The organism is Streptomyces sp. NPDC028711, from assembly GCF_055565415.1.
Genome location: NZ_JBVHUJ010000012.1, coordinates 233782 through 256950 on the forward strand (window position 1 = coordinate 233782; position 23169 = coordinate 256950).

The 23169-nt window shown below is 72.0% G+C and carries 17 protein-coding genes; 14 read left to right on the plus strand and 3 right to left on the minus strand.

Annotated elements, in window-relative coordinates; genetic code table 11:
- Positions 1-11 precede the first annotated feature (11 nt).
- From ACZ4VK_RS31075 to ACZ4VK_RS31110, 8 genes are all read left to right on the plus strand, one after another.
- Positions 12-1526: a gamma-aminobutyraldehyde dehydrogenase gene (locus ACZ4VK_RS31075; protein ID WP_468359338.1), complete on the plus strand. Its 1515-nt coding sequence runs from the start codon at positions 12-14 to the stop codon at positions 1524-1526.
- A gap of 48 nt (positions 1527-1574) precedes the next feature.
- Entirely contained in the window at positions 1575-2822 is a 1248-nt protein-coding gene (locus ACZ4VK_RS31080) for an ABC transporter substrate-binding protein (protein ID WP_468359341.1), read from the plus strand.
- A gap of 44 nt (positions 2823-2866) precedes the next feature.
- Complete coding sequence (locus tag ACZ4VK_RS31085) at positions 2867-4036, plus strand: ABC transporter ATP-binding protein (protein WP_468359343.1); 1170 nt, start codon at positions 2867-2869, stop codon at positions 4034-4036.
- Positions 4033-4959 (plus strand): ABC transporter permease, encoded by a 927-nt coding sequence (locus ACZ4VK_RS31090; RefSeq protein ID WP_468359346.1) that lies wholly within the window; start codon positions 4033-4035, stop codon positions 4957-4959. Before ACZ4VK_RS31085 ends, ACZ4VK_RS31090 begins: the two co-directional genes overlap by 4 nt.
- The gene (locus ACZ4VK_RS31095; RefSeq protein ID WP_468359349.1) at positions 4959-5753 is read left to right on the plus strand and encodes an ABC transporter permease; all 795 of its coding nucleotides are present in this window, start codon (positions 4959-4961) and stop codon (positions 5751-5753) included. The genes ACZ4VK_RS31090 and ACZ4VK_RS31095 overlap by 1 nt, the downstream gene beginning before the upstream one ends.
- A 50-nt stretch (positions 5754-5803) precedes the next feature.
- The gene (locus ACZ4VK_RS31100) at positions 5804-7222 is read left to right on the plus strand and encodes an NAD(P)/FAD-dependent oxidoreductase (protein ID WP_468359352.1); all 1419 of its coding nucleotides are present in this window, start codon (positions 5804-5806) and stop codon (positions 7220-7222) included.
- A 113-nt stretch (positions 7223-7335) separates the two neighbouring features.
- Positions 7336-7815, plus strand: a complete 480-nt coding sequence (locus ACZ4VK_RS31105; RefSeq protein WP_468359355.1) for a hypothetical protein — start codon at positions 7336-7338, stop codon at positions 7813-7815.
- 98 nt (positions 7816-7913) lie between these two features.
- Positions 7914-9713, plus strand: a complete 1800-nt coding sequence (locus ACZ4VK_RS31110; RefSeq protein WP_468359358.1) for a chitinase — start codon at positions 7914-7916, stop codon at positions 9711-9713.
- Here ACZ4VK_RS31110 and ACZ4VK_RS31115 read toward each other — a convergent pair.
- Both ACZ4VK_RS31115 and gabT read right to left on the minus strand, forming a co-directional pair.
- Positions 9679-10413, minus strand: coding sequence for a phosphatase PAP2 family protein (locus ACZ4VK_RS31115; protein WP_468359361.1), 735 nt, complete (start codon positions 10411-10413; stop codon positions 9679-9681). The genes ACZ4VK_RS31110 and ACZ4VK_RS31115 overlap by 35 nt on opposite strands.
- A 126-nt stretch (positions 10414-10539) precedes the next feature.
- The gene (gene gabT / locus ACZ4VK_RS31120) at positions 10540-11874 is read right to left on the minus strand and encodes a 4-aminobutyrate--2-oxoglutarate transaminase (protein ID WP_468359364.1); all 1335 of its coding nucleotides are present in this window, start codon (positions 11872-11874) and stop codon (positions 10540-10542) included.
- Positions 11875-12172: 298 nt separating this feature from the next.
- Between gabT and ACZ4VK_RS31125 the strand changes: the two genes are divergently transcribed.
- Complete coding sequence (locus ACZ4VK_RS31125) at positions 12173-14620, plus strand: ATP/GTP-binding protein (RefSeq protein ID WP_468359367.1); 2448 nt, start codon at positions 12173-12175, stop codon at positions 14618-14620.
- 85 nt (positions 14621-14705) lie between these two features.
- Positions 14706-16259: a PucR family transcriptional regulator gene (locus tag ACZ4VK_RS31130; protein ID WP_468359370.1), complete on the plus strand. Its 1554-nt coding sequence runs from the start codon at positions 14706-14708 to the stop codon at positions 16257-16259.
- A gap of 75 nt (positions 16260-16334) precedes the next feature.
- Here the strand turns inward: ACZ4VK_RS31130 and ACZ4VK_RS31135 are convergent, their stop codons facing one another.
- Entirely contained in the window at positions 16335-16532 is a 198-nt protein-coding gene (locus ACZ4VK_RS31135; RefSeq protein ID WP_468359373.1) for a hypothetical protein, read from the minus strand.
- Positions 16533-16699: 167 nt separating this feature from the next.
- On the opposite strand from ACZ4VK_RS31135, the gene ACZ4VK_RS31140 reads away from it, so the two are divergent.
- From ACZ4VK_RS31140 to aroA, 4 genes are all read left to right on the plus strand, one after another.
- Complete coding sequence (locus ACZ4VK_RS31140; RefSeq protein ID WP_468359376.1) at positions 16700-17683, plus strand: EamA family transporter; 984 nt, start codon at positions 16700-16702, stop codon at positions 17681-17683.
- A gap of 225 nt (positions 17684-17908) precedes the next feature.
- Entirely contained in the window at positions 17909-19354 is a 1446-nt protein-coding gene (locus tag ACZ4VK_RS31145; RefSeq protein WP_468359379.1) for an aldehyde dehydrogenase family protein, read from the plus strand.
- Positions 19355-19480: 126 nt separating this feature from the next.
- A complete protein-coding gene (locus tag ACZ4VK_RS31150; protein ID WP_468359381.1) occupies positions 19481-21403 on the plus strand; it encodes an acyl-CoA dehydrogenase family protein in 1923 nt (640 codons plus the stop codon).
- A gap of 506 nt (positions 21404-21909) precedes the next feature.
- Entirely contained in the window at positions 21910-23145 is a 1236-nt protein-coding gene (gene aroA / locus ACZ4VK_RS31155) for a 3-phosphoshikimate 1-carboxyvinyltransferase (protein ID WP_468359383.1), read from the plus strand.
- Positions 23146-23169: the final 24 nt, after the last annotated feature.

Here is a 23169-nt window from a genome sequence, read left to right on the forward strand (position 1 = left end):
CGGAGAGCGTCATGGGCAACCGCTTCCAGGTGACGGGCCGCTTCGCGGACGGCGCACAGTACATCGGCGGTCGGCTCCGCGCCGGAACGTCCGATCAGGAACACCAGGTGATCGATCCGGCGACCGGGGAGAGCGTCTACACGTACACGCTCGCCTCCACCGCCGACGTCGACGAGGCCGTCGCCGCCGCCAGGGCCGCGTTCCCCGGCTGGGCGGGCGCCACCCCCGGCGAACGCTCCGACGCGCTGCACCGCTTCGCCGCCGTCCTCGCCGAACGGGCCGAGGACTTCGCCCGCGTGGAGTCCCTCCAGTGCGGCAAGCCGCTCAAGCTCACCACCGAGTTCGACGTGCCCGGCACCGTCGACAACACCGCTTTCTTCGCGGGTGCCGCCCGCCATCTCCAGGGCCAGTCGGCCGGCGAGTACAGCGGCGACCACACCTCGTACATCCGGCGCGAACCCCTCGGTGTCGTCGGCTCCATCGCCCCCTGGAACTACCCGCTCCAGATGGCCGCCTGGAAGATCCTCCCGGCCATCGCCGCCGGCAACACGATCGTCCTGAAGCCCGCCGAACTCACCCCGCTGACCTCCCTGATGTTCGCGCAGGCCGCGACGGACGCCGGCATCCCCGACGGCGTCGTCAACATCGTCAACGGCGCGGGCCGGACCGTCGGCGAACACCTCGTCGGCCACCCCGACGTCGTCATGACCTCCTTCACCGGCTCCACCCCGGTCGGCAAGCGGGTCGCCGAGATCGCCACCGCCACCGTGAAGCGCCTCCACCTCGAACTCGGCGGCAAGGCCCCCTTCGTGGTCTTCGATGACGCCGACCTGGAGGCCGCCGCCCACGGCGCCGTCGCCGCCTCCCTCATCAACAGCGGCCAGGACTGCACCGCCGCCACGCGCGCGTACGTCCAGCGCCCGCTCTTCGACGCCTTCGTCGCGCGCGTGGCCGAGCTCATGGAGACCGTGCGCCTCGGCGATCCCTTCGCGCCGACCACCGACCTCGGCCCCCTCGTCAGCCACCGGCACCGCGACAGCGTCGCCGCCTTCGTCGAGCGCGCCCGGGGATACGCCACCGTCGTCACCGGCGGCGAAGCACCTGGGGGAGACCTCAAGGACGGTGCGTACTATCGTCCGACCCTGATCACCGGCGCCGCGCAGGACAGCGAGGTCGTGCAGTCGGAGATCTTCGGCCCCGTCCTGGTCGCCCTGCCCTTCGACAGCGACGACGAGGGCATCCGGCTCGCCAACGACACCCCCTACGGCCTGGCCGCCTCGGCCTGGACCCGTGACGTCTACCGGGCGGGCCGCGCCACCCGGGACATCAAGGCCGGGTGCGTCTGGGTCAACGACCACATCCCGATCATCAGCGAGATGCCCCACGGCGGCACCAAGGCCTCCGGCTACGGAAAGGACATGTCGGCGTACTCCTTCGAGGAGTACACGCAGGTCAAGCACGTGATGTTCGACAACACGGCGGTGGCGGCGAAGGACTGGCACCGCACGATCTTCGGGGACCGATAGCAGACCGTCGCCCGACCAGCGGCGAACCATCCCGAAAGGGCACAGCGCATGGAGCAGTACGAGCCCGAAAGCCTGTCCGCCGCGCAGCTGGCGGCGATACGGCGCAGCATGACGAGCGGCCGGGGCGCCCTCACCCGCCGTTCGATGCTGCGCGCGGGCGGCGTCGGAGCGCTCACGGTCGGCGGCCTCGCCGGTCTGACCGCCTGCGGCATCCCGCCGGCCAAGCGGGAGGGCCAGGGCCCCGCCTCGATCGACGTCTCGGCCAAGGAGAAGAGCATCGCCTTCTCCAACTGGACCGAGTACATGGACGTCAGCGAGGACGAGAAGTCCCGCCCCACCCTGGAGGCGTTCACGAAACGCACCGGGATCACGATCAAGTACACCGAGGACATCAACGACAACGTCGAGTTCTTCGGCAAGATCAAGCCGCAGCTCGCGGCCGGCCAGGACACCGGCCGTGACCTGATCTGCGTCACCGACTGGCTCGCCGCCCGCATGATCCGGCTCGGCTGGGCGCAGAAGCTCGACCCGGCGAACCTCCCCAACGCCTACGCGAACCTCTCCAGCCAGTTCCGCCGCCCCGACTGGGACCCGGGCCGGTCCTACTCGTACCCGTGGACCGGCATCTCCACCGTCATCGCGTACAACGCGAAGGCGACCGGCGGGAAGAAGGTCGACTCGGTCACCCAGCTCCTGGACGACCCCGCCCTCAAGGGCCGCGTCGGCTTCCTCACCGAGATGCGCGACTCCGTCGGCATGACCCTGCTCGACATGGGCAAGGACCCGGGGAACTTCACCGACGCCGACTACGACGCGGCGATCGGACGCCTCCAGAAGGGCGTCGACAAGAAGCAGATCCGCCGCTTCACCGGCAACGACTACACCTCGGACCTCGACAAGGGCGACATCGCGGCCTGCCTCGCCTGGGCCGGCGACATCATCCAGCTCCAGGTGGACAACCCGGACATCAAGTTCTCGATCCCGTCCGCCGGTTACATCACCTCCAGCGACAACCTGCTCGTCCCCGCGCAGGCCCGGCACAAGACGAACGCCGAGAAGCTCATCGACTACTACTACGAGCTTCCCGTCGCCGCCCAGCTCGCCGCGTACATCAACTACGTCTGCCCCGTCGACGGGGTGAAGGACGAGCTCGCCAAGATCGACCCGGAGCTCGCGAGCAACACGCTGATCCTCCCGGACAAGGCCATGGCCAAGAAGTCGCACGCCTTCCGCTCGCTCACCAGCGCGGAGGAGACGGCGTACGAGGAGAAGTTCGCCAAGCTCATCGGCGCCTGAGGCCCCCGTCGTCCACCTCTCTCACTCCCCTGGGACCACAACCCATGACTGACAAGACTGCTCACACTGGAAAGAACACGGGCGGCGGCGACGTCCGTCTCACCGGGATCAGCAAGACGTACGGCTCCTTCACCGCCGTCCACCCGCTCGACCTGACCGTCCCGCAGGGCTCCTTCTTCGCCCTCCTCGGCGCCTCCGGCTGCGGCAAGACCACCACGCTCCGCATGATCGCCGGTCTGGAGGACCCCAGCACCGGCACCGTCTTCCTCGGCGACACGGACGTCACCGACCTCCCGCCGTACAAGCGGCCGGTCAACACCGTCTTCCAGTCCTACGCGCTCTTCCCGCACATGGACATCACCGAGAACATCGCCTTCGGTCTGCGCCGGCGCGGCATCAAGTCGGTGAAGAAGCAGGTCGACGACATGCTGGAGCTCGTCCAGCTCGGCGACAAGGCCCGGCACAAGCCGCACCAGCTCTCCGGCGGCCAGCAGCAGCGCGTCGCCGTGGCCCGCGCGCTCATCAACCACCCGCAGGTGCTGCTCCTCGACGAGCCGCTCGGCGCCCTCGACCTCAAGCTGCGCCGGCAGATGCAGCTGGAGCTCAAGCGGATCCAGACCGAGGTCGGCATCACCTTCGTGCACGTCACCCACGACCAGGAGGAGGCCATGACGATGGCCGACCAGGTCGCGGTGATGAACGGCGGCCGCGTCGAGCAGCTCGGCGCCCCCGCCGACCTCTACGAGAACCCGAGCACGACCTTCGTCGCCAACTTCCTCGGCACCTCGAACCTCATCGAGGCCGAGGTCGTCGCGACCGGTTCCGACGTCATGGTGACGGCGGGCGGCGGCACGCTCCGCCTCCCCGGCGACCGCTGTACCTCCGCCGTCCGCCAGGGCGGCAAGGTGCTTGTGGGCGTCCGCCCGGAGAAGATCTCGCTCGCGCACGCCGACGACGCGGGCTCGATCGCCGAAGGACGCAACCGGGTCACCGGCCGGATCGCCGACTCCTCGTTCATCGGCGTCTCCACGCAGTACGTGGTGAACAGCCCGGCGGGGGCTGAGCTCCAGGTCTACGAGCAGAACATCGAGAGGGACGCGCGACTCCGCCCCGGCGCCGAGGTCGTCCTGCACTGGAACCCGGCCCACACCTTCGGCCTCGACGCGGCCCAGGACATCGACGCGGGCGTGGAGACGGTGGAGGACGCCGCATGACCGCGACCCTGGTGAAGGACGCGCCCCCCACAGAAGAACCGGTCCTGCGCACGCCCTCCACCCGCAAGCGGCTCGTCCCCTACTGGCTGCTGCTCCCCGGCATCATCTGGCTGCTCGTCTTCTTCGCGCTGCCGCTGGTCTACCAGGCCTCGACCTCGGTGCAGACCGGCTCGCTGGAGAAGGGCTTCGAGGTCACCTGGCACTTCCGGACCTACTGGGACGCCTTCCAGGAGTACTGGCCGCAGTTCGTCCGCTCCCTGCTGTACGCCGGGACCGCGACCCTGCTCTGCCTGTTGCTCGGCTACCCGCTCGCGTACCTGATCGCCTTCAAGGCCGGCCGCTGGCGCAACCTGCTCCTCGTCCTCGTCATCGCGCCCTTCTTCACCAGCTTCCTCATCCGGACCCTGGCCTGGAAGACGATCCTCGCGGACGACAGCGTCGTCGTGGACGTACTGAACACCCTCCACGTCCTCGACGTGACCAGCTGGATCGGCTGGACCGAGGGCGACCGCGTCCTCGCCACCCCGATGGCCGTCGTCGCCGGCCTCACGTACAACTTCCTGCCCTTCATGATCCTGCCCCTCTACACCTCCCTGGAGCGGATCGACGGACGGCTCCACGAGGCCGCGCAGGACCTGTACGCCTCCCCGGCGACCACCTTCCGCAAGGTGACCTTCCCGCTGTCGATGCCCGGCGTCGTCTCCGGCACCCTGCTCACCTTCATCCCGGCGAGCGGTGACTACGTCAACGCCGAACTCCTCGGCTCCACCGACACCAAGATGGTCGGCAACGTGATCCAGTCGCAGTTCCTGCGGGTCCTCGACTACCCGACGGCCGCCGCGCTCTCCTTCATCCTCATGGCGATCGTGCTCGCCATGGTCACCGTCTACATCCGCCGAGCGGGAACGGAGGATCTGGTCTGATGCGCTGGATACGACGCAACCTCGTCGTCATCGCGGGCCTGCTGACGCTCGCGTACATGATCCTTCCGAACCTCGTGGTGATGGCGTTCTCCTTCAACAGGCCGAAGGGGCGCTTCAACTACTCCTGGCAGGAGTTCTCGCTCGACGCCTGGAAGGACCCCTGCGGCGTCGCCGACCTGTGCGAGTCCCTCTCGCTGTCGCTCCAGCTCGCCGCCTGGGCGACGGTCGGCGCGGTCGTCCTCGGCACGATGATCGCCTTCGCCCTGGTCCGCTACCGCTTCCGGGCGCGCGGCGCGATCAACTCGCTGATCTTCCTGCCGATGGCGATGCCCGAGGTCGTCATGGCCGCCTCGCTGCTCACCCTCTTCCTCAACATGGGGATCGAGCTGGGCTTCTGGACGGTCCTGATCGCCCACATCATGTTCTGTCTGTCGTTCGTCGTGACGGCGGTCAAGGCCCGGATCATGTCCATGGACCCGCGCCTCGAAGAGGCGGCGCGCGACCTCTACGCCGGGCCCACGCAGACCTTCCTGCGCGTGACCCTGCCCATCGCCGCACCCGGCATCGCCGCCGGCGCGCTGCTCGCCTTCGCGCTCTCGTTTGACGACTTCATCATCACCAACTTCAACGCGGGCTCCACCGTCACCTTCCCCATGTTCGTCTGGGGCTCGGCGCAGCGCGGAACCCCCGTACAGATCAACGTCATCGGCACCGCGATGTTCGTCCTCGCGGTGCTGATGGTCATGGCCGGACAGATCATCACGAACCGGCGCAAGAAAACAGCAACAGCCTGAGCGAAAGCCTGAACGAACAGGCAGCTCAGGCACCGAAGGAGTTGGAAACCATGGCCCCAGCCGCCATGCGTCTCGCTGCACGATCTCTCTCCGACGCCCAGCCCGTCCCCTTCTGGCTGGAAGACCCGGGCAAGCCCGGCGCCCTGCCCGCCCTCACCGGCACCGAGACGTGCGATCTCCTGGTCGTCGGCGGCGGTTACAGCGGACTGTGGACCGCGCTCCTCGCCAAGGAGCGCGACCCCGCCAGGGATGTCGTCCTGATCGAAGGCCGCGAGGTGGGCTGGGCCGCCTCGGGCCGCAACGGAGGCTTCTGCGCCGCCTCCCTCACCCACGGCTTCGGCAACGGGCTCGCCCGCTGGCCGGGCGAGCTGCCGAAGCTGGAGGAGCTCGGCGAGCGCAACCTCGACGCCATCGAGGAGGCGGTCGCCCGCTACTCCCTGGACTGCGACTTCGAGCGCACCGGCGAGATCGACGTCGCCACCGAGCCGCACCAGGTCGAGGAACTCACCGAGCTGTACGAGGAGATCGACCGGCTCGGCCTCGCGGACGGCATCGAACTCCTCGACCGGGACGCCGTCCGCGCCGAGGTCGACTCGCCGACCTTCCTCGGCGGCCTCTGGGACCGCCGGGGCGTCGCCATGCTGAACCCCGCCAAGCTGGCCTGGGGCCTCAAGCGGGCCTGCCTCGACCTGGGCGTCCGGATCTTCGAGAACACCCCCGGGCTCGAACTCGTCTCCGTCGGCGCCGGCATGGGCGTCCGCACCCCGTACGGCCGGGTCGTCGCCCGCCGGGTCGCGCTCGGCACCAACGTCTTCCCCTCCCTGGTCAAGCGGGTCCGCCCGTACACCGTCCCGGTCTACGACTACGCCCTGATGACCGAGCCGCTCAGCCCCGAGCAGCTCGCCTCCGTCGGCTGGAAGAACCGGCAGGGGCTCGGCGACTCCGCCAACCAGTTCCACTACTTCCGCATCACCGCCGACCACCGGATCCTCTGGGGCGGCTACGACGCGGTCTATCCCTTCGGCGGCAGGCTCAACGCCGAGATGGACCACCGCCCGGAGACGTACCTCACGCTCGCCGAGCACTTCTTCCGCTGCTTCCCGCAGCTGGAGGGCCTGCGCTTCAGCCACGCCTGGGGCGGCGCGATCGACACCTGCTCCCGCTTCTCGGCCTTCTTCGGTACGGCGTACCAGGGCAGGGTGGCGTACGCGGCCGGGTTCACCGGCCTCGGCGTCGGCGCCACCCGCTTCGGCGGGGACGTGATGCTCGACCTGCTCGCGGGGGAGCGCACCGAGCGCACCGACCTGGAGATGGTCCGCTCCAAGCCGCTGCCGTTCCCGCCCGAGCCGATCGCCTGGGCCGGCATCGGCATCACCAAGTGGTCGTTGGCGCGCGCCGACGAGCGCGGCGGGCGGCGCAACCTGTGGCTGAAGGCCATGGACCGGCTGGGCCTGGGCTTCGACAGCTGAACCGGTGATGTGACGTACGTCACAACTGTTGGGTAGCTGAAACCGCGTAAGAGGTGACGCCGTCACCGCTCTCTCCGTACGGACACCGTGTCCTACGGAAGGAGACCGTTGCGATGACTGGTACGGGGGCCTCGGGCGCCAAGAGCGCGGTGGAGTGGCTGATCTCGGTCGCACCCGATCCCGACGCCTGCCGGTGGGAGTGGGAGCGCAACCCGCACGGGGTCGCGCTGCTGCCCGCCGGCAGGCGCTGGGACGTGCTGATCCTGTCGGCGGAGCTCGGCTATCCCACGCTCGACGTGCTGACCCGCCTGGTCGACCGGCCGGGCCCGGTCCTCGCCGACTTCGGCGACGCCCGCGTCGGCTTCTTCGTCGCACCGGGCACCGCCACCCGCTGGCTCGGGACCGGCGTCCGCGGCGCGGGCGCCGGGACCTGGATCGTGGTTCCGTACCCGGGGCGTGCGACCGGCGCGGTCCGCTGGCTGGTGACACCGGACGGCGCGGGCACCCTCACCGACGCCGCCCTCCTCGAACTGGCGATGCACGAGGCGGCGGGGCAGCTGGCGAGGGGGGAGCGGGGAGCCGACGGGGGCTGAACGGAGGCCAGGTCCGTACAGAGGTCTTGACCACTTGATTGGTCTGGACCATGCTGTGGCGCGCTCGCACCTCGATTCCCCCACCCCCGGAGGCAGTTGTGGAACGCGCCAGACCTCTCACCCTGCTCCTCGCGGGCGCCCTCGCCGTCGGCGGACTCGCCGCGCTCACCCCAGCGGCCCAGGCCGCCGACACCGAACTCGCCCGCAACGGCGGCTTCGAGGCCGGCCTCGACGGCTGGACCTGCACGGCCGGCAGCGGCGCCACCGTCTCCTCACCCGTGCGCAGCGGTACGAAGGCGCTCCAGGCCACCCCCGCGGGGAGCGACAACGCCCGCTGCTCCCAGACCGTGACCGTGAAGCCCAACTCCACGTACACGCTTCAAGGCTGGGTGCGCGGCAGCTACGTCTACCTCGGCGCCTCCGGTACCGGTACCACCGACGTCTCCACCTGGACGGGCTCCGCCCCCGACTGGCAGAAGCTCGCGACCTCGTTCACGACGGGAGCCTCGACGACCTCGGTCACGATCTACACCCACGGCTGGTACGGAACCCCCGCCTACCAGGCCGACGACCTCTCCCTGTACGGCCCCGGCGGCGACGCCGTCCAGCTCCCCGCCACCCCCACCGGCCTCGCCGCGGGCTCCCCGACCTCCACCTCCGTGCCGCTGAGCTGGGCAGCGGTCCCGGGAGCCACCTCGTACAAGGTCTACAAGGGCGGTGCTCCCCTCGCGACCGTGACCGGCACCTCGTACACCGTCACCGGCCTCGCCCCCGCCACCTCCCACAGCTTCCAGATCTCGGCCGTGAACAGCGCGGGCGAATCCGCGAAGTCGACCGCCGTGACGGCGACGACGACCAGCGGCGGCGGGGGCAACCCCGGCCTCCCCGCGCACGCCCTCGTCGGCTACCTCCACGCCAGTTTCGCCAACGGCTCCGGCTACACCCGGATGGCCGACGTCCCCGACTCCTGGGACGTCATCAACCTCGCCTTCGGCGAACCGACCTCGGTGACCTCGGGCGACATCCGCTTCGGTCTCTGCCCGGCGACGGAGTGCCCGAACGTCGAGTCCCTCGCCGACTTCAAGGCGGCGATCAAGGCCAAGCAGGCCGCGGGCAAGAAGGTCCTCATCTCCATCGGCGGCCAGAACGGCCAGGTCCAGCTCGCCACCACCGCCGCCCGCGACACCTTCGTCTCCTCCGTCTCGAAGATCATCGACGAGTACGGTCTCGACGGCCTCGACATCGACTTCGAGGGCCACTCCCTCTCGCTCCAGACCGGCGACACGGACTTCCGCAGCCCGACCAGCCCGGTCATCGTGAACCTCATCCAGGCGGTCAAGACCCTCAAGGCCAGGTACGGCTCCGGCTTCGTCCTGACGATGGCCCCGGAGACCTTCTTCGTCCAGCTCGGATACCAGTACTACGGCTCCGGCCCCTGGGGCGGCCAGGACCCCCGCGCCGGCGCCTACCTCCCGGTCATCCACGCCCTGCGCGACGACCTCACCCTGCTCCACGTCCAGGACTACAACTCGGGCCCGATCATGGGCCTCGACAACCAGTACCACTCCATGGGCGGCGCCGACTTCCACATCGCCATGACCGACATGCTCCTCACCGGCTTCCCCGTCGCCGGCAACACGGACCGCTTCTTCCCTGCCCTCCGCGCCGACCAGATCGCCATCGGCCTCCCGGCCTCCACCCAGGCGGGCAACGGCCACACGAGCCCGGCCGAGGTGAACAAGGCCCTGAACTGCCTGACGAAGAAGGCGGACTGCGGCACCTACCGCACCCACGGCACCTGGCCCGCCCTGCGCGGCCTGATGACCTGGTCGATCAACTGGGACCGCTACAACGCCTGGGAGTTCAGCCGGAACTTCGACGCGTACACGTGGAGCTGACGGTCAGGACCAGCAACGAGAGGCAGAGACTGGCAAGCACGTCCAGCGGCCAGTGGTAACCCCGCAGGATCAGGCCGGTCCCCGTCAGTGCCGTCAGTGCGGCGGCGACGGGGATCAGGCGGTTCGAGACGAGGAAGGCCGCGCCGAAGTAGGCGACCGCGGCCGTGGCCGTGTGGCCCGACGGGTAGTAGCCCTGCGCCCAGGGCTCCAGGGGGCCGGGTCGGGCCGTCCACTCCTTCAGGGGGATCACCAGGAGCGGTACGGCGGCCATCGCGAGGCCCGCGTAGAGGGCGGCGCGCCGCCGGCCGCGCCACACCGCGTACGCCATCGCGCAGGCGAGGACGGGGAGGGCGACGGTCATGTTGCCGAGGTCGGCGCCGAGTTCGGAGAGGGGCCGGGGGACCGTGTCCACGAGGGCCCGGGACACCCGCTCGTCGAGCCTGGCCAAGGGGCCGTGGACGAGCACCTGCCAGGTCACGACGGCGAGGGCGACGAGCGCCGAGAAGAGAGCCGGCCGCCCTGGAACAGGGGGGGTGGTTCCAGGGCGGCCGAGGGGATCGGGCTGCCGCTCGCCCCGGGGGGTGTGGGGCGGGCGGCCATCCGATCGGTGAGGAGTTCCGGAGCACGAGGCTCCAGGGGTGTGCGCGACGGCACGGTGTGGGCGGGGCTGGGGAGGCTCCGCCCGGGGTGTTTCTCTCATCTGCAGAAACCGTACGGCAGAGAAGAGGGGACCGACAGCGGCAAACGCATCCCGCCATCGGCCCCCCACAGAGTCTTCACACGGAGTGTGAGAACCGGGCCCGCTCGTCCGAGATCGACGCGAACGTCAGATCTGGGCGAACGCGTTCTCGATGACGTCGAGGCCCTCGTTCAGCAGGTCCTCGCCGATGACCAGCGGCGGCAGGAAGCGCAGCACGTTGCCGTAGGTGCCACAGGTCAGGACCAGCACGCCCTCGGCGTGGCAGGCCTTCGCGAGGGCGCCGGCGGCCTCCGGGTTCGGCTCCTTGGTCGCGCGGTCCTTGACGAGCTCGATGGCGATCATGGCGCCGCGGCCACGGATGTCACCGATGGCGTCGAACTTCTCGGCCATCGCCGCGAGGCGGGTCTTCATGACGGACTCGATGTTCTTCGCCTTGGCGTTGAGGTCGAGCTCCTTCATGGTCTCGATGGAGCCGAGCGCACCGGCGCAGGCCACCGGGTTGCCGCCGTAGGTGCCGCCCAGACCGCCGCCGTGGACGGAGTCCATGATCTCGGCGCGGCCCGTCACGGCGGCGAGCGGCAGACCGCCCGCGATGCCCTTGGCGGTGGTGATGAGGTCCGGGACGATGCCCTCGTCCTCGCACGCGAACCACTGGCCGGTACGGCAGAAGCCGGACTGGATCTCGTCGGCGACGAAGACGATGCCGTTGTCGTTGGCGAACTTCACGATCGCCGGCAGGAAGCCCTTGGCCGGCTCGATGAAGCCGCCCTCACCGAGGACCGGCTCGATGATGATCGCGGCGACGTTGTCGGCGCCGATCTGCTTGCTGATCTGGTCGATCGCCTGGGCGGCGGCCTCGGGGCCGCAGTTCTCGGCACCGGTGGGCCAGCGGTAGCCGTACGCCACCGGCACGCGGTAGACCTCGGGCGCGAACGGACCGAAGCCCTGCTTGTACGGCATGTTCTTCGAGGTCAGCGCCATCGTGAGGTTCGTACGGCCGTGGTAGCCGTGGTCGAAGACGACGACGGCCTGGCGCTTGGTGTACGAACGGGCGATCTTGACCGCGTTCTCGACGGCCTCGGCGCCGGAGTTGAACAGCGCGGACTTCTTGGCGTGGTCACCCGGGGTCAGCTCGGCGAGGGCCTCGCAGACCTCCACGTAACCCTCGTACGGCGTCACCATGAAACAGGTGTGGGTGAAGTCCTGGAGCTGGGCGGAGGCGCGGCGCACGACCGCCTCGGCGGAGGCGCCGACCGAGGTCACGGCGATGCCGGAGCCGAAGTCGATCAGACGGTTGCCGTCGACGTCCTCGATGATGCCGCCGCCGGCCCGCTTGGTGAAGACGGGGAGCGTGGAGCCCACGCCACCGGCGACCGTGTCGAGACGGCGGGCCTGAAGCTCCTGCGACTTCGGACCGGGGATGGCGGTGACGACGCGCCGCTCCTGCGGGACAGCGTTCATGCGGGGCTCCTGGGGGTGTTCTGGACGCACTTGCGGGTTTCCTCCGCAGGCTAGGCGGGGGGAAGGGCCGGAGGCATGCGCCGATCGGGAGTGGTGGGGGCGTGTCGTTGTCCGCGTTGGACAGGGCGACGCCGTTGCGGCGGCCACGGGGCGCGGCCGCGGGACACGGCGCGCCCACGGGCGCACCGCGACGGGGCCCGGCCACACGGCTGGGCGAAACCCCTCCGGGGCGCCCCGGGGCCACTAGATTGACGGTGGCACAGAGACGGCGACCTGGCTGGTCAGGGGGCAGGGGTTCATGGAGACCGACGGCACGTACGAGTCACGCGACACGCGGGGGAGCGCGGTCCCGCGCCCGGCGGGTCCGCCCGTGCCGCCAGGCCCCCCGGCCCAGGGGCCCACCGTCCCGCCACCGCCCGCCCACGCCCCGTCGCGGACCGGGCGGCCGGGGGACGGGCCGGACCGGCGGGCGGCGGCCGTACCGCCCCTCGCCCCTCCGCCGCCCACCCGCGCGCCCACCCGCGTCGGAGTCGCCGAGTGGTTGCGCATCCCCCGCCCCGCCGCCCCCCCCGGCGTCTGGCGTCTCGGGCACCGCGAGCGGCCCGAGCGGGAACCCGACCTCGTGCCCGGCCGCCAGCTGATCACCGGCGCGTTCGTCGCGTACCTCTGCGGCTGGCTCCTCTGGTCGCTGCTGTGGAACGGCTACCTGGAGGGGTGGTGGATCTTCGTCAACGACTGGTGGCTCCTGCCCATGCTGTGGCTCGTCCCCAGTGAATGGCGGGACCCCGCACACCCCGACGTCGAGATGTACGTCGGCGCCTCCTATCTCTGGTACGGCATCCTCCTCACCCTCTTCGCCGTCGGCTTCGGCCGCGTCGGCAACTGGCGTGACGTCTGGCAGCGGTACGGCGTCCCCATCTGGCCGCTGTTCGTGCTCCTGCCGGGCGTCTGGCGCGAGATGCCCCGTACGGTCACCTGGCTCACCTGGGTCTCCAACCTCTACTACGTGCTCCTCGCCGCCGCCCTCGTCGCCGCCCTCGGCCGCGTCGGCACCTGGCCGCCGGTCCGACGGCGCCTGGATCGCGGAGGCTCCGCGACCGGTGCCCCCGCGTCCCCGCCCGCCCCGGCCGCCGACCCCGCCGAGTGGCCCGACCTGCGGGACGCCGGAGTGGCCGAGGCCGCGGCCCGGCTCGCCGAGGCCACCCGTCAGGGGACGCTCGGCGACGTCGACTACGCCCGGATCCGCCGCGCCTGGCAGGGCGTACGGGCCAGGCCCGAGCGGCTCGCCGCCTTCACCGAGGCCGTCCGCGCCCGCGGGGCCGCCGCCTGCGGCCACCCCTCCGGCCTGCGCGACCTGCCCGTCCGCACCGCCACCCACGACCTCGCCACCGGCCAGGTCCTCATCGGCACCGCCGCCGACCACCCCCGCAACCCCTACGCCCGGCGCACCACCGGCGTCGCCCTGGAACCGGACCTGCTCGGCACCTCACTGCTCGCCGTCGGGCCCGCGGGCGCCGGGAAGACCGCACGCCTCGTGCGGCCCGTCGTCGAGGCGCTCTGTCTGCAGGCGCTCGCCAACCGCGCCGCCGTCGTCGCCGTCACCGCCCAGGGCCCGGCCCTCGGCCCCGACGAGGCCTTCGACGTCGTCGTCTCGGTCGGGCGGCCGCGGTCCACCCACGACCTCGACCTGTACGGCGGCGCCGACGACCCCGACGAGGCCGCCCGCATCCTCGCCGAGGCCCTGGTCGGAGACCTCGTCGCCGACAGCCGCCGGGCCGCCACGGCGGTCGCCCAGCTCATCGGGCCCTTCCTGGCCGCGTACGGCCGCTTCCCCGGAGTGCCGGAGCTGCGCGAGCTGCTGGCCGGGACCCCCGAGGCACTCGCCGCGCTGCGGTCCGCCGTCGCGGGCGACGCCGCCCAGCTGCGTGAGCTCGACGCCCGGCAGCGTCAGGCCGAGCGCGGCGACGAGGTCGGCGTCCTGCTCGCCGAGCGCATCGCCTTCCTCGACCGGCCCGCCTTCGCCGGCTTCTTCCGCACGAGGGGCGGGAACTCCGCGGAAAAGGACACCGCCGCCGGTGCGGACCGGCGCGACGGCGACGTACGGGAACGCCCGCAGTTCTCCCTCCGCGCCGTCGAGCACCCCCTCCGCGTCCGCGTCGACCTGCCCGAGCGCGGACACGCGGAAGCCTCCCGGATCGTCTCCCGGCTGCTGCTCGCCCAGTTCGCCGAGGCCGCCCTCGGGCGCCGCGACCGGTCCCTCTTCGCCTGCCTGGTCCTCGACGACGCCACGTACACCGTCACCGGCGACTCGGTCCGGGCCGTCCAGCGGCTGCGCTCCGCCAACGCCGGCGTCGTCCTCGCCCTGCGCAGCCTGGAGGACGTGCCCGAAGCGCTGCGCGGACCGCTGCTCGGGGCCGTCGGCTGTCGGATGGCGTTCGCCGGGATCGCGCCCTGGGACGGCGGACGGTTCGCCGAGGCCTGGGGCACCGAATGGGTGCAGACCCGGGACGTCACCAACCGGCAGATCATCTCCGACGAGCCGCTCACCAAGGCCCTGCACTTCATGCGGCGCCTGGTGACGGGCAAGGCGGCGACGGCCGAGGCCGTGACCGTACGGGAGGTGGAGCGCGAGCGCTGGTCGGCCTCCGACCTCGCGCACGCCGTCCCCGCAGGGCACGCCGTCCTCTCCGTCACCCATGTGCGGGGCGACTACGTGCCCCCGCTCCTGGTCGACCTGCGCAGCTGAGAGCGACCCCGCGGACGGGCTGGCACAATCGGGGGCGCCGCTCGGCTGAGCGGCGCCCCCTCGCTCAAAGGTCCGACGGTCCCCAATGCCGCCCACCCTCGCCTCGCTCGTCCAGCACTCCTCCCTGAAGCTCGTCGTCCGCGCCGGTGAGGACCGCCTCGACACCCCCGTCCGCTGGGCGCACGTCAGCGAGCTCGCCGACCCCGTCCCGTACATGGAGGGCGGCGAACTCCTCCTCACCACCGCGCTCACGCTCGACGCGGAGGACCTCGAAGCGATGCGCCGCTACGTGCGGCGGCTGCTCGGCGCGGGGGTCGTCGGGCTTGGCTTCGCCGTCGGCGTCAACTACGACGAGATCCCGCCGGCGTTGCTCGAAGCGGCCCGCGAAGAGCATCTGCCGCTCCTCGAAGTGCCGCGCCGCACCCCCTTCCTCGCCATCAGCAAGGCGGTGTCGGCGGCCATCTCCGCCGACCAGTACCGGGCCGTCACCGCCGGCTTCGAGGCCCAGCGCGAGCTCACCCGAGCGGCGCTCGCCGAGGGCCCCGAGGCCGTCGTCGCCCGGCTCGCCGCGCACGTCGACGGCTGGGCCGCGCTCTACGACACCTCCGGCACCGTCGTCGCCGTCTCGCCCGACTGGGCGGCGCGCCGGGCCGCCCGGCTCACCCCCGACGTGGAGCGGCTGCGCGACCGTCCGGCGCCCGCGAGTGCCGTGGTCGGCGGTACGGACGACCGCGTCGAGCTCCAGTCGCTGGGCACCGGCCGGCGGGTGCGGGGCGCCCTCGCCGTCGGCACGGGCGCACCCCTCGGGACGGCCGAGCGGTACGCGGTGCACTCGGCGATCGCGCTTCTCACCCTCACGACGGAACGTTCCCGTTCGCTCCAGGCGGCCGAACAGCGCCTCGGCGCGGCGGTCCTCCGGATGATGCTCGCCGGTCAGCCCGACCACGCGCGCGCGGTGGCCGGTGACGTGTACGGCGGGCTGCTCGACGCCCCCTTCCGCCTGATCGTCGCGGAACCCGCCGGGGGCGAACCGGACGGCGAACCGCCCCTGCCGGTGCTCGCCGAGTCCCTGGAGGCGGCCGCCGCACGTGCCGGCGAGGCGGTGCTCGCCGTCCCCGAGAGCGAGCAGCGGCTCGTCGTCCTCGCCGCGGACGGCGGCGCTGTCGTCGGCGCCTGCGAGCGGTACGCGGAACGGGACGCCGAGGAGGCCGGTGTCGCCATCGGCCTCTCCGCCCCGGCCGGCCCGATCGTGGCGGCCGCGGCGTACAAGCAGGCCGAGCAGGCGCTCTCGGTGGCCAGGCGGCGCGGGAAGGCGCTCGTCGAGCACGAGGACCTCGCGGCGGGCTCGGTCCTCCCGCTCCTCGCCGACGACGCCGTACGCGCCTTCGCCGACGGAATGCTCCGCGCGCTCCGCGACCACGACGCGACGGGCCGCGGCGACCTGGTCGCCTCCCTCAGGGCCTGGCTCTCCCGCCACGGCCAGTGGGACGCGGCGGCGGCGGACCTGGGCGTCCACCGGCACACCCTGCGCTACCGGATGCGACGGGTGGAGGAGATCCTCGGCCGCTCCCTGGACGATCCGGACGTACGGATGGAACTGTGGCTGGCCCTGAAGGCGACGGGGGAGGGGACGGTGTAGGGGAGGCCGACGGAGAACCGCGGCCCTACGGGGTGTCTTGCCGATCAGGCCGGGCTCGCGACGCCTGGCACCCCCTTAGGTCGCGTCCCCGTCCCCGTCCCCGCCGCTCCGCCCGCCGCTCCGTCGCCCGCTGCCGCGTACCAGCTGCCCCGCCGCCAGCGTCACCGTGGCCACCGCGCGGACCAGGGGCGGGCCGCCCCTGGCCGCCCACACCACGCAGACGCACCCTGCGACGGCGAGTACCAGCACTCCCGTCAAGGCGAGAACGATCATGTTCTTCCCCCTTACCTTCTGTTGCGGTCGCGGCCATCCTGTCACCCCTCGGGAACGGTCCCCGGGATGCCCCGCACCCCCGCCCCGCCGTCCGAATTCCGCTATCCCTGCCCGAAAGCGGGCAATTTTCTTGGCCTTCGGGCCCCGCACTCCCTACTCTCCTGCTCATGACAAGCCCCGCCGTCGATCCGGCCCCCGAGGCACGCCAGGCCGCACCCCGACCCCGTACCGTCGCCCCCGCCACCCCGGCCGGCGGCCCCTCCCGTCGGATCACCGGTGCCGTGTGGGTCGCGCTCGGCATCGTGTACGTCGTCTGGGGCTCCACCTACCTCGGCATCCGGATCGCCGTCGAGACGATGCCGCCGTTCCTCTCCGCCGGCACCCGCTTCGTCACCGCCGGCCTGCTCCTCGCCGGGATCATCGCCTGGCGCCAGGGCCCCGCCGCCCTCAAGGTCACCCGCCGGCAGCTCGGTTCGGCGGTACTCGTCGGCCTGCTCCTGATCCTCGGCGGCAACGGCCTCGTCGTCCTCGCCGAGACGTCCATCCCGTCCGGGCTCGCCGCGCTGCTCATCTCCGTCGTCCCGGCCTGGGTCGTGGTCCTCAAGGCCGCCACGGGCCTGCGGCCGAGCGCGGGCGGGCTCGCCGGCGTGTTCCTGGGGCTCGCGGGGCTCGCCGTGCTCACCCTGCCGGGGCTCAGCGGAGACGTGAAGGCCGCCGGAGTGGTCCTCGTCGTCGTGGCCACGTTCCTGTGGTCCCTCGGCTCGTTCTCCTCCGGCCGCCTCCCGATGCCCGCGAACCCCTTCACGGCCAGCGCGTACGAGATGATCGCGGGCGGTCTCGGAGGTCTGGCCGTCGGCCTGGTCAGGGGCGAACAGCACGGCCTCGACCTCGCGGAGGTCTCCACCCGTTCCTGGGCCGCCCTCGCCTATCTGATCGTCTTCGGCTCGCTCATCGCGTTCACCGCGTACGCCTGGCTGCTCCAGGCCGCGCCGCTCTCGCTCGTCGCCACCTACGCGTACGTCAACCCCGTCGTCGCGGTCGCCCTCGGCGCCCTGGTCCTGAACGAGGCCCTGTCGTGGCCGATCGTCCTCGGCGGCGCGATCGTCGTCGGGGGCGTCTGTCTGATCGTCTCCACCGAGCGGGGAAGGTGAGCGAGCGCGTGTCCACCCAGCGGCGGGGGTGAGCGAGCGCGTCTCCACCCGGCGGCGCGGCCGAGGGAGCGCCCCGACCCGGCCCCTTCGGCCAAAGCGGACAGGAGCCCCCGCCCACCACTCCACACCGGACAAGCGCCCGTCCGCCCGCTTCGCCCTAACGTGTCACGAGAGCGCGAGAGCACCCCCTCGCACCACCCCCGAAACGGAAAGGGCCGGTACGCAATGACGACCACCCACGCCTTCTGGCTCGCCGGCCGCGAGGCCACCGGCGACGCCACCTTCGACGTCACGAACTCGTACGACGGACGTCTGGTCGGCAAGGTCAGCGTGCCCACCGAGGCCCAGGTCGAGGAAGCCGTCGCCGCCGCGCACGCGGTCGTCGACGAGTTCGCCGCGACCCCCGCGCACGTCCGCGCCGCCGCCCTCGACCACGTGTCGAAGCGGCTCGCCGAGCGCACCGAGGAGATCGCCCAGCTGATCTCCGCCGAGAACGGCAAGCCCATCAAGTGGGCCCGCGGCGAGGTCGGCCGTGCCGTCTCCGTCTTCCGTTTCGCCGCCGAGGAGGCCCGCCGCTGGAACGCCGGCGAGGCCCAGCGCCTGGACACCGAGGCCGGCGGCGCGGGCCGCCTCGCCCTGACCCGCCGGATCCCCACAGGCGTCGTCCTCGGCATCGCGCCGTTCAACTTCCCGCTGAACCTCAGCGCCCACAAGGTGGCCCCCGCCATCGCCGTCGGCGCGCCGATCATCCTCAAGCCGGCCCCGTCGACCCCGATCTCCTCCCTGATCCTGGGCGAGATCCTGGCCGAGACCGACCTGCCGGCCGGCTCCTGGTCGATCCTCACCGTGCCGAACGACCGGATGCCCGCCCTCGTCCAGGACGAGCGCCTCCCCGTCATCTCCTTCACCGGCTCCGACAAGGTCGGTTACGCCATCCAGCAGTCGGTGCCGCACAAGCACTGCACCCTGGAGCTCGGTGGCAACGCCGCGGCCGTCGTCCTCCCCGACTGGTCCTCCGAGGCCGACCTGGACTGGGCCGCGAGCCGCATCGCCACCTTCTCCAACTACCAGGGCGGCCAGTCCTGCATCTCCGTGCAGCGCGTGATCGCCGACGCCTCGGTCTACGACCGTCTGGTGCCGAAGATCGTCGCCGCCGTCGAGGCCCAGGTCACCGGTGACCCGTCCGACGCCGCCACCGACGTCGGCCCGCTCGTCGACGAGGCCGCCGCGAAGCGCGTCGAGTCCTGGGTCGACGAGGCCGTCGCGGCCGGCGCCAAGCTCCTCGCCGGCGGCAAGCGCGAGGGCGCCACCTACGCCCCGACCGTCCTCACCGACCTCCCGGCCGACGTGACCCTGGCCCGCGCCGAGGTCTTCGGCCCGGTCCTGACCGTCACCAAGGTCGACGGCGAGGCCGAGGCCTTCGCCGCGGTCAACGACTCGGACTTCGGCCTCCAGGCCGGTGTCTTCACCCACGACCTGCAGACCGCCTTCCGCGCCCACCGCGCCCTGGAGGTCGGCGGCGTGATCGTCGGCGACGTCCCCTCGTACCGCGCCGACCAGATGCCGTACGGCGGTGCCAAGCGCTCCGGCGTCGGCCGCGAGGGCGTCAAGTACGCGATGGACGACTACACCTACGAGCGCGTCCTCGTCCTGACGGGCCTCGCCCTGTAACCCGTACGCCCACGGGTCCACGAGACCAGGCGGCCTGAGCCCACTGTGCGGGGGCTCAGGCCGTCTTCTCGTCTTTCCGGACCTCCGGAAATCGGGTACGACGGACAAAGAGACCCAGGAGGTTCCATGTCCGCGCCCACCCGACAGCCCAAGGTCACCGCTCACGAGGCCCGGCAGACCGCCGAGGCCGCACGGGAGCGGGACTGGCACAAACCCAGCTTCGCCAAGGAGCTCTTCCTCGGCCGGTTCCGCCTGGACCTCGTCCATCCCCACCCGCTCCCCGCCGAGGAGGACGCCCGCCGAGGCGAGGCCTTCCTGGCGACCCTCCGCGACTTCTGCGAGACCCGGATCGACGGCGCCCGCATCGAACGCGAGGCCCGCATCCCCGACGAGACGATCACCGGACTCAAGGAGATCGGCGCGCTCGGGATGAAGATCGACCGGAAGTACGGGGGCCTCGGCCTCACCCAGCTGTACTACAACCGCGCCCTCGCCCTCGTCGGCTCAGCGAGCCCCGCCGTCGGCGCCCTGCTCTCCGCGCATCAGTCGATCGGCGTACCGCAGCCGCTGAAACTCTTCGGCACCCAGGAACAGAAGGACGCCTTCCTGCCCCGGCTCGCCAGGACCGACCTCTCCGCCTTCCTGCTCACCGAGCCGGACGTCGGCTCCGACCCGGCGCGGCTCGCCACCACGGCCGTACCCGACGGGGACGCGTACGTCCTCGACGGCGTCAAGCTCTGGACCACCAACGGGGTCGTCGCCGACCTGCTCGTCGTCATGGCCCGCGTCCCCGTCTCCGAGGGGCACCACGGCGGCATCACCGCCTTCGTCGTCGAGGCCGACTCGCCCGGCATCACCGTCGAGCACCGCAACGCCTTCATGGGCCTGCGCGGCCTGGAGAACGGCGTCACCCGCTTCCACCGCGTCCGCGTCCCCGCCGCGCACCGGATCGGCCCCGAGGGCGCCGGCCTCAAGATCGCCCTCACCACCCTCAACACCGGCCGGCTCTCGCTCCCCGCGGCCTGCGCGGGGGCGGGCAAGTGGTGTCTGAAGATCGCCCGCGAATGGGCGGGTGTCCGCGAGCAGTGGGGCGGGCCCGTCGGCCGGCACGAGGCCGTGGGCACCAAGATCTCCTTCATCGCGGCCACCACCTTCGCCCTGGAGGCCGTCGTCGACCTCGCCTCCCAGATGGCCGACGAGGACCGCAACGACATCCGCATCGAAGCCGCCCTCGCGAAGCTGTACGGCTCCGAGATGGCCTGGCGCATCGCCGACGAACTGGTCCAGATCCGGGGCGGCCGCGGGTACGAGACCGCCGACTCGCTGGCCGCCCGCGGCGAGCGCGCGGTCCCCGCCGAACAGCTCCTGCGCGACCTGCGGATCAACCGGATCTTCGAGGGCTCGACCGAGATCATGCACCTGCTCATCGCCCGCGAGGCCGTCGACGCCCACCTCTCCGTCGCCGGCGACCTCATCGACCCCGGGAAGTCGCTCGCCGACAAGGCGAGGGCCGGGGCGCGGGCCGGCGGCTTCTACGCCCGCTGGCTGCCGGGACTCGTCACGGGCCCGGGACAGCGGCCGGGGACGTACGGGGAGTTCGGCGAGCTCGCGACCCATCTCCGGTACATCGAGCGGACCTCCCGCAAGCTCGCCCGCTCCACCTTCTACGCGATGTCCCGCTGGCAGGGCCGGATGGAGCTCAAGCAGGCCTTCCTCGGCCGGATCGTCGACATCGGCGCCGAACTGTTCGCGATGAGCGCGGCGTGTGTACGGGCGGAGCTGCTCCGGACCACCGGCGAGCACGGCCGTGAGGCGCACCAGCTGGCTGACGCGTTCTGCCGGCAGGCGAGGCTGCGGGTCGAGGAGCTGTTCGGGCGGCTCTGGTCCAACACGGACTCCCTGGACAGACGGGTGGTCGACGGGGTCCTCGCGGGCCGGTACACGTGGCTGGAGGCGGGGATCGTCGACCCGAGCGGCGAGGGCCCCTGGATCGCGGACGCGACCCCGGGCCCCTCCCCGACCCCGGACGTCCACCGCCGAATCCCCTAACCCACGGGGACGGCCCCCACCCGCCCTCGTTGTGGGCAATCGTTCCGCTGGGGCGGCGCCCACCCCGTTGTGGGCAATCGTTCCGCTGGGGCGGCGCCCACCCCGTTGTGGGCAGTCGTTCCGCTGGGGCGGAACGGGTGGGCACAACGGACGGCGCCCCTTGCCGGGCCTAGGCTTCCGGGCCTGTACCCGCACCCGTTGTGCGCCGCACTTGCTTGGTGCGGTCCAGGCACAAGGGGCGGAGGCGCCGCCAAGGGCGCCGTCCCGTGTGCCCACCCGTCCCGCCCTGCGGGACGATTGCCCACACGGAGGGGGTGGGCGGGGGCGAAAGCCCACACGAGTGGGCGGGCAGGGCTGACCCGGGCGGGGCGCAGGGCTCACAACGGGCGCGCGCAGGCCCCCGCGCCGTTAGGGCGCAGGCCCGCACGAGCAGGCGCCCCCCGCCGTCGCGTCCACCTGCCGGACCCGCCCCCCGCCCGCCCCCCACCTCACGGCACCATGACCCCGTGACCGTCATGAACATCCCCGGCTCCAAGTCCGTCACCGCCCGCGCGCTCTTTCTCGCCGCCGCCGCGGAAGGCACCACCACCCTCCTCAGGCCCCTCGTCTCCGACGACACCGAGGGCTTCGCCGAGGGCCTCGCCGCCCTCGGTTACGCCGTCCGCCGTGAGACCGGCGCCTGGCACATCGAGGGCCGCCCCGCGGGGCCCGGCGCGGACACCGCCGAGGTCTACTGCCGCGACGGCGCCACCACCGCCCGGTTCCTGCCGACCCTCGCCGCCGCCGGCCACGGCACGTACCGCTTCGACGCCTCCGCCCAGATGAGGCGACGCCCCCTCGGCCCGCTCACCACCGCGCTGCGGGCCCTCGGCGTCGATCTGCGGCACGGCGAGAAGGAGGGCCACCACCCGCTCGCCGTCCATGCCCACGGCGTGAAGGGCGGCGCGCTCACCCTGGACGCCGGGCAGTCCTCGCAGTACCTGACGGCCCTGCTCATGCTGGGCCCGCTCACCGCCGAGGGCCTCGACATCACCGTCACGGACCTGGTCTCGGAGCCGTACGTGGAGATCACCCTCGCGATGATGCGGAGCTTCGGCGCCGAGATCCGTCAGGACGGCCGCACGTACCGCGTCGCTCCCACCGGCTACCGGGCCCGTACGTACGCCATCGAGCCCGACGCCTCCACCGCCAGTTACTTCTTCGCCGCGGCGGCACTCGAACCCGGCCGCTCCGTCACCGTCCCCGGCCTCGGCACCGGCGCGCTCCAGGGCGACCTCGGCTTCGTCGACGTCCTGCGCCGCATGGGCGCCGCCGTCGAGATCACCGACACCGGGACGACCGTCCGCTCCACCGGCCGGCTCCGCGGCCTCACCGTCAACATGCGGGACATCTCCGACACCATGCCGACCCTCGCCGCGATCGCCCCCTTCGCCGACGGCCCCGTCCGCATCGAGGACGTCGCCAACACCCGCGTCAAGGAGTGCGACCGTCTCGACGCCTGCGCGGAGAACCTGCGCCGTCTCGGCATCACCGTCCGCACCGGCCCCGACTGGATCGAGATCCACCCCGGCACGCCCACCGGACCGGTCGAGATCGCCACCCACGGCGACCACCGGATCGTGATGTCCTTCGCGGTCACGGCCCTGCGCACCCCCGGGATCACCTTCGACGACCCGGGCTGCGTGAAGAAGACGTTCCCCGATTTCCACCAGGCCTTCGACGGGTACGTCCACACCGCGTGAAGAGCGCACAGCGTTTGCGGCAAG

Excerpts from the sequence above, each read along its gene's own strand:
- ACZ4VK_RS31075 (WP_468359338.1), top strand. The coding sequence starts at position 12 with ATGGGCAACCGCTTCCAGGTGACGGGCCGCTTCGCGGACGGCGCACAG.
- ACZ4VK_RS31080 (WP_468359341.1), top strand. The coding sequence starts at position 1,575 with ATGGAGCAGTACGAGCCCGAAAGCCTGTCCGCCGCGCAGCTGGCGGCG.
- ACZ4VK_RS31085 (WP_468359343.1), top strand. The coding sequence starts at position 2,867 with ATGACTGACAAGACTGCTCACACTGGAAAGAACACGGGCGGCGGCGAC.
- ACZ4VK_RS31090 (WP_468359346.1), top strand. The coding sequence starts at position 4,033 with ATGACCGCGACCCTGGTGAAGGACGCGCCCCCCACAGAAGAACCGGTC.
- ACZ4VK_RS31095 (WP_468359349.1), top strand. The coding sequence starts at position 4,959 with ATGCGCTGGATACGACGCAACCTCGTCGTCATCGCGGGCCTGCTGACG.
- ACZ4VK_RS31100 (WP_468359352.1), top strand. The coding sequence starts at position 5,804 with ATGGCCCCAGCCGCCATGCGTCTCGCTGCACGATCTCTCTCCGACGCC.
- ACZ4VK_RS31105 (WP_468359355.1), top strand. The coding sequence starts at position 7,336 with ATGACTGGTACGGGGGCCTCGGGCGCCAAGAGCGCGGTGGAGTGGCTG.
- ACZ4VK_RS31115 (WP_468359361.1), bottom strand. The coding sequence starts at position 10,413 with ATGAGAGAAACACCCCGGGCGGAGCCTCCCCAGCCCCGCCCACACCGT.
- gabT (WP_468359364.1), bottom strand. The coding sequence starts at position 11,874 with ATGAACGCTGTCCCGCAGGAGCGGCGCGTCGTCACCGCCATCCCCGGT.
- ACZ4VK_RS31125 (WP_468359367.1), top strand. The coding sequence starts at position 12,173 with ATGGAGACCGACGGCACGTACGAGTCACGCGACACGCGGGGGAGCGCG.
- ACZ4VK_RS31130 (WP_468359370.1), top strand. The coding sequence starts at position 14,706 with ATGCCGCCCACCCTCGCCTCGCTCGTCCAGCACTCCTCCCTGAAGCTC.
- ACZ4VK_RS31135 (WP_468359373.1), bottom strand. The coding sequence starts at position 16,532 with ATGATCGTTCTCGCCTTGACGGGAGTGCTGGTACTCGCCGTCGCAGGG.
- ACZ4VK_RS31140 (WP_468359376.1), top strand. The coding sequence starts at position 16,700 with ATGACAAGCCCCGCCGTCGATCCGGCCCCCGAGGCACGCCAGGCCGCA.
- ACZ4VK_RS31145 (WP_468359379.1), top strand. The coding sequence starts at position 17,909 with ATGACGACCACCCACGCCTTCTGGCTCGCCGGCCGCGAGGCCACCGGC.
- ACZ4VK_RS31150 (WP_468359381.1), top strand. The coding sequence starts at position 19,481 with ATGTCCGCGCCCACCCGACAGCCCAAGGTCACCGCTCACGAGGCCCGG.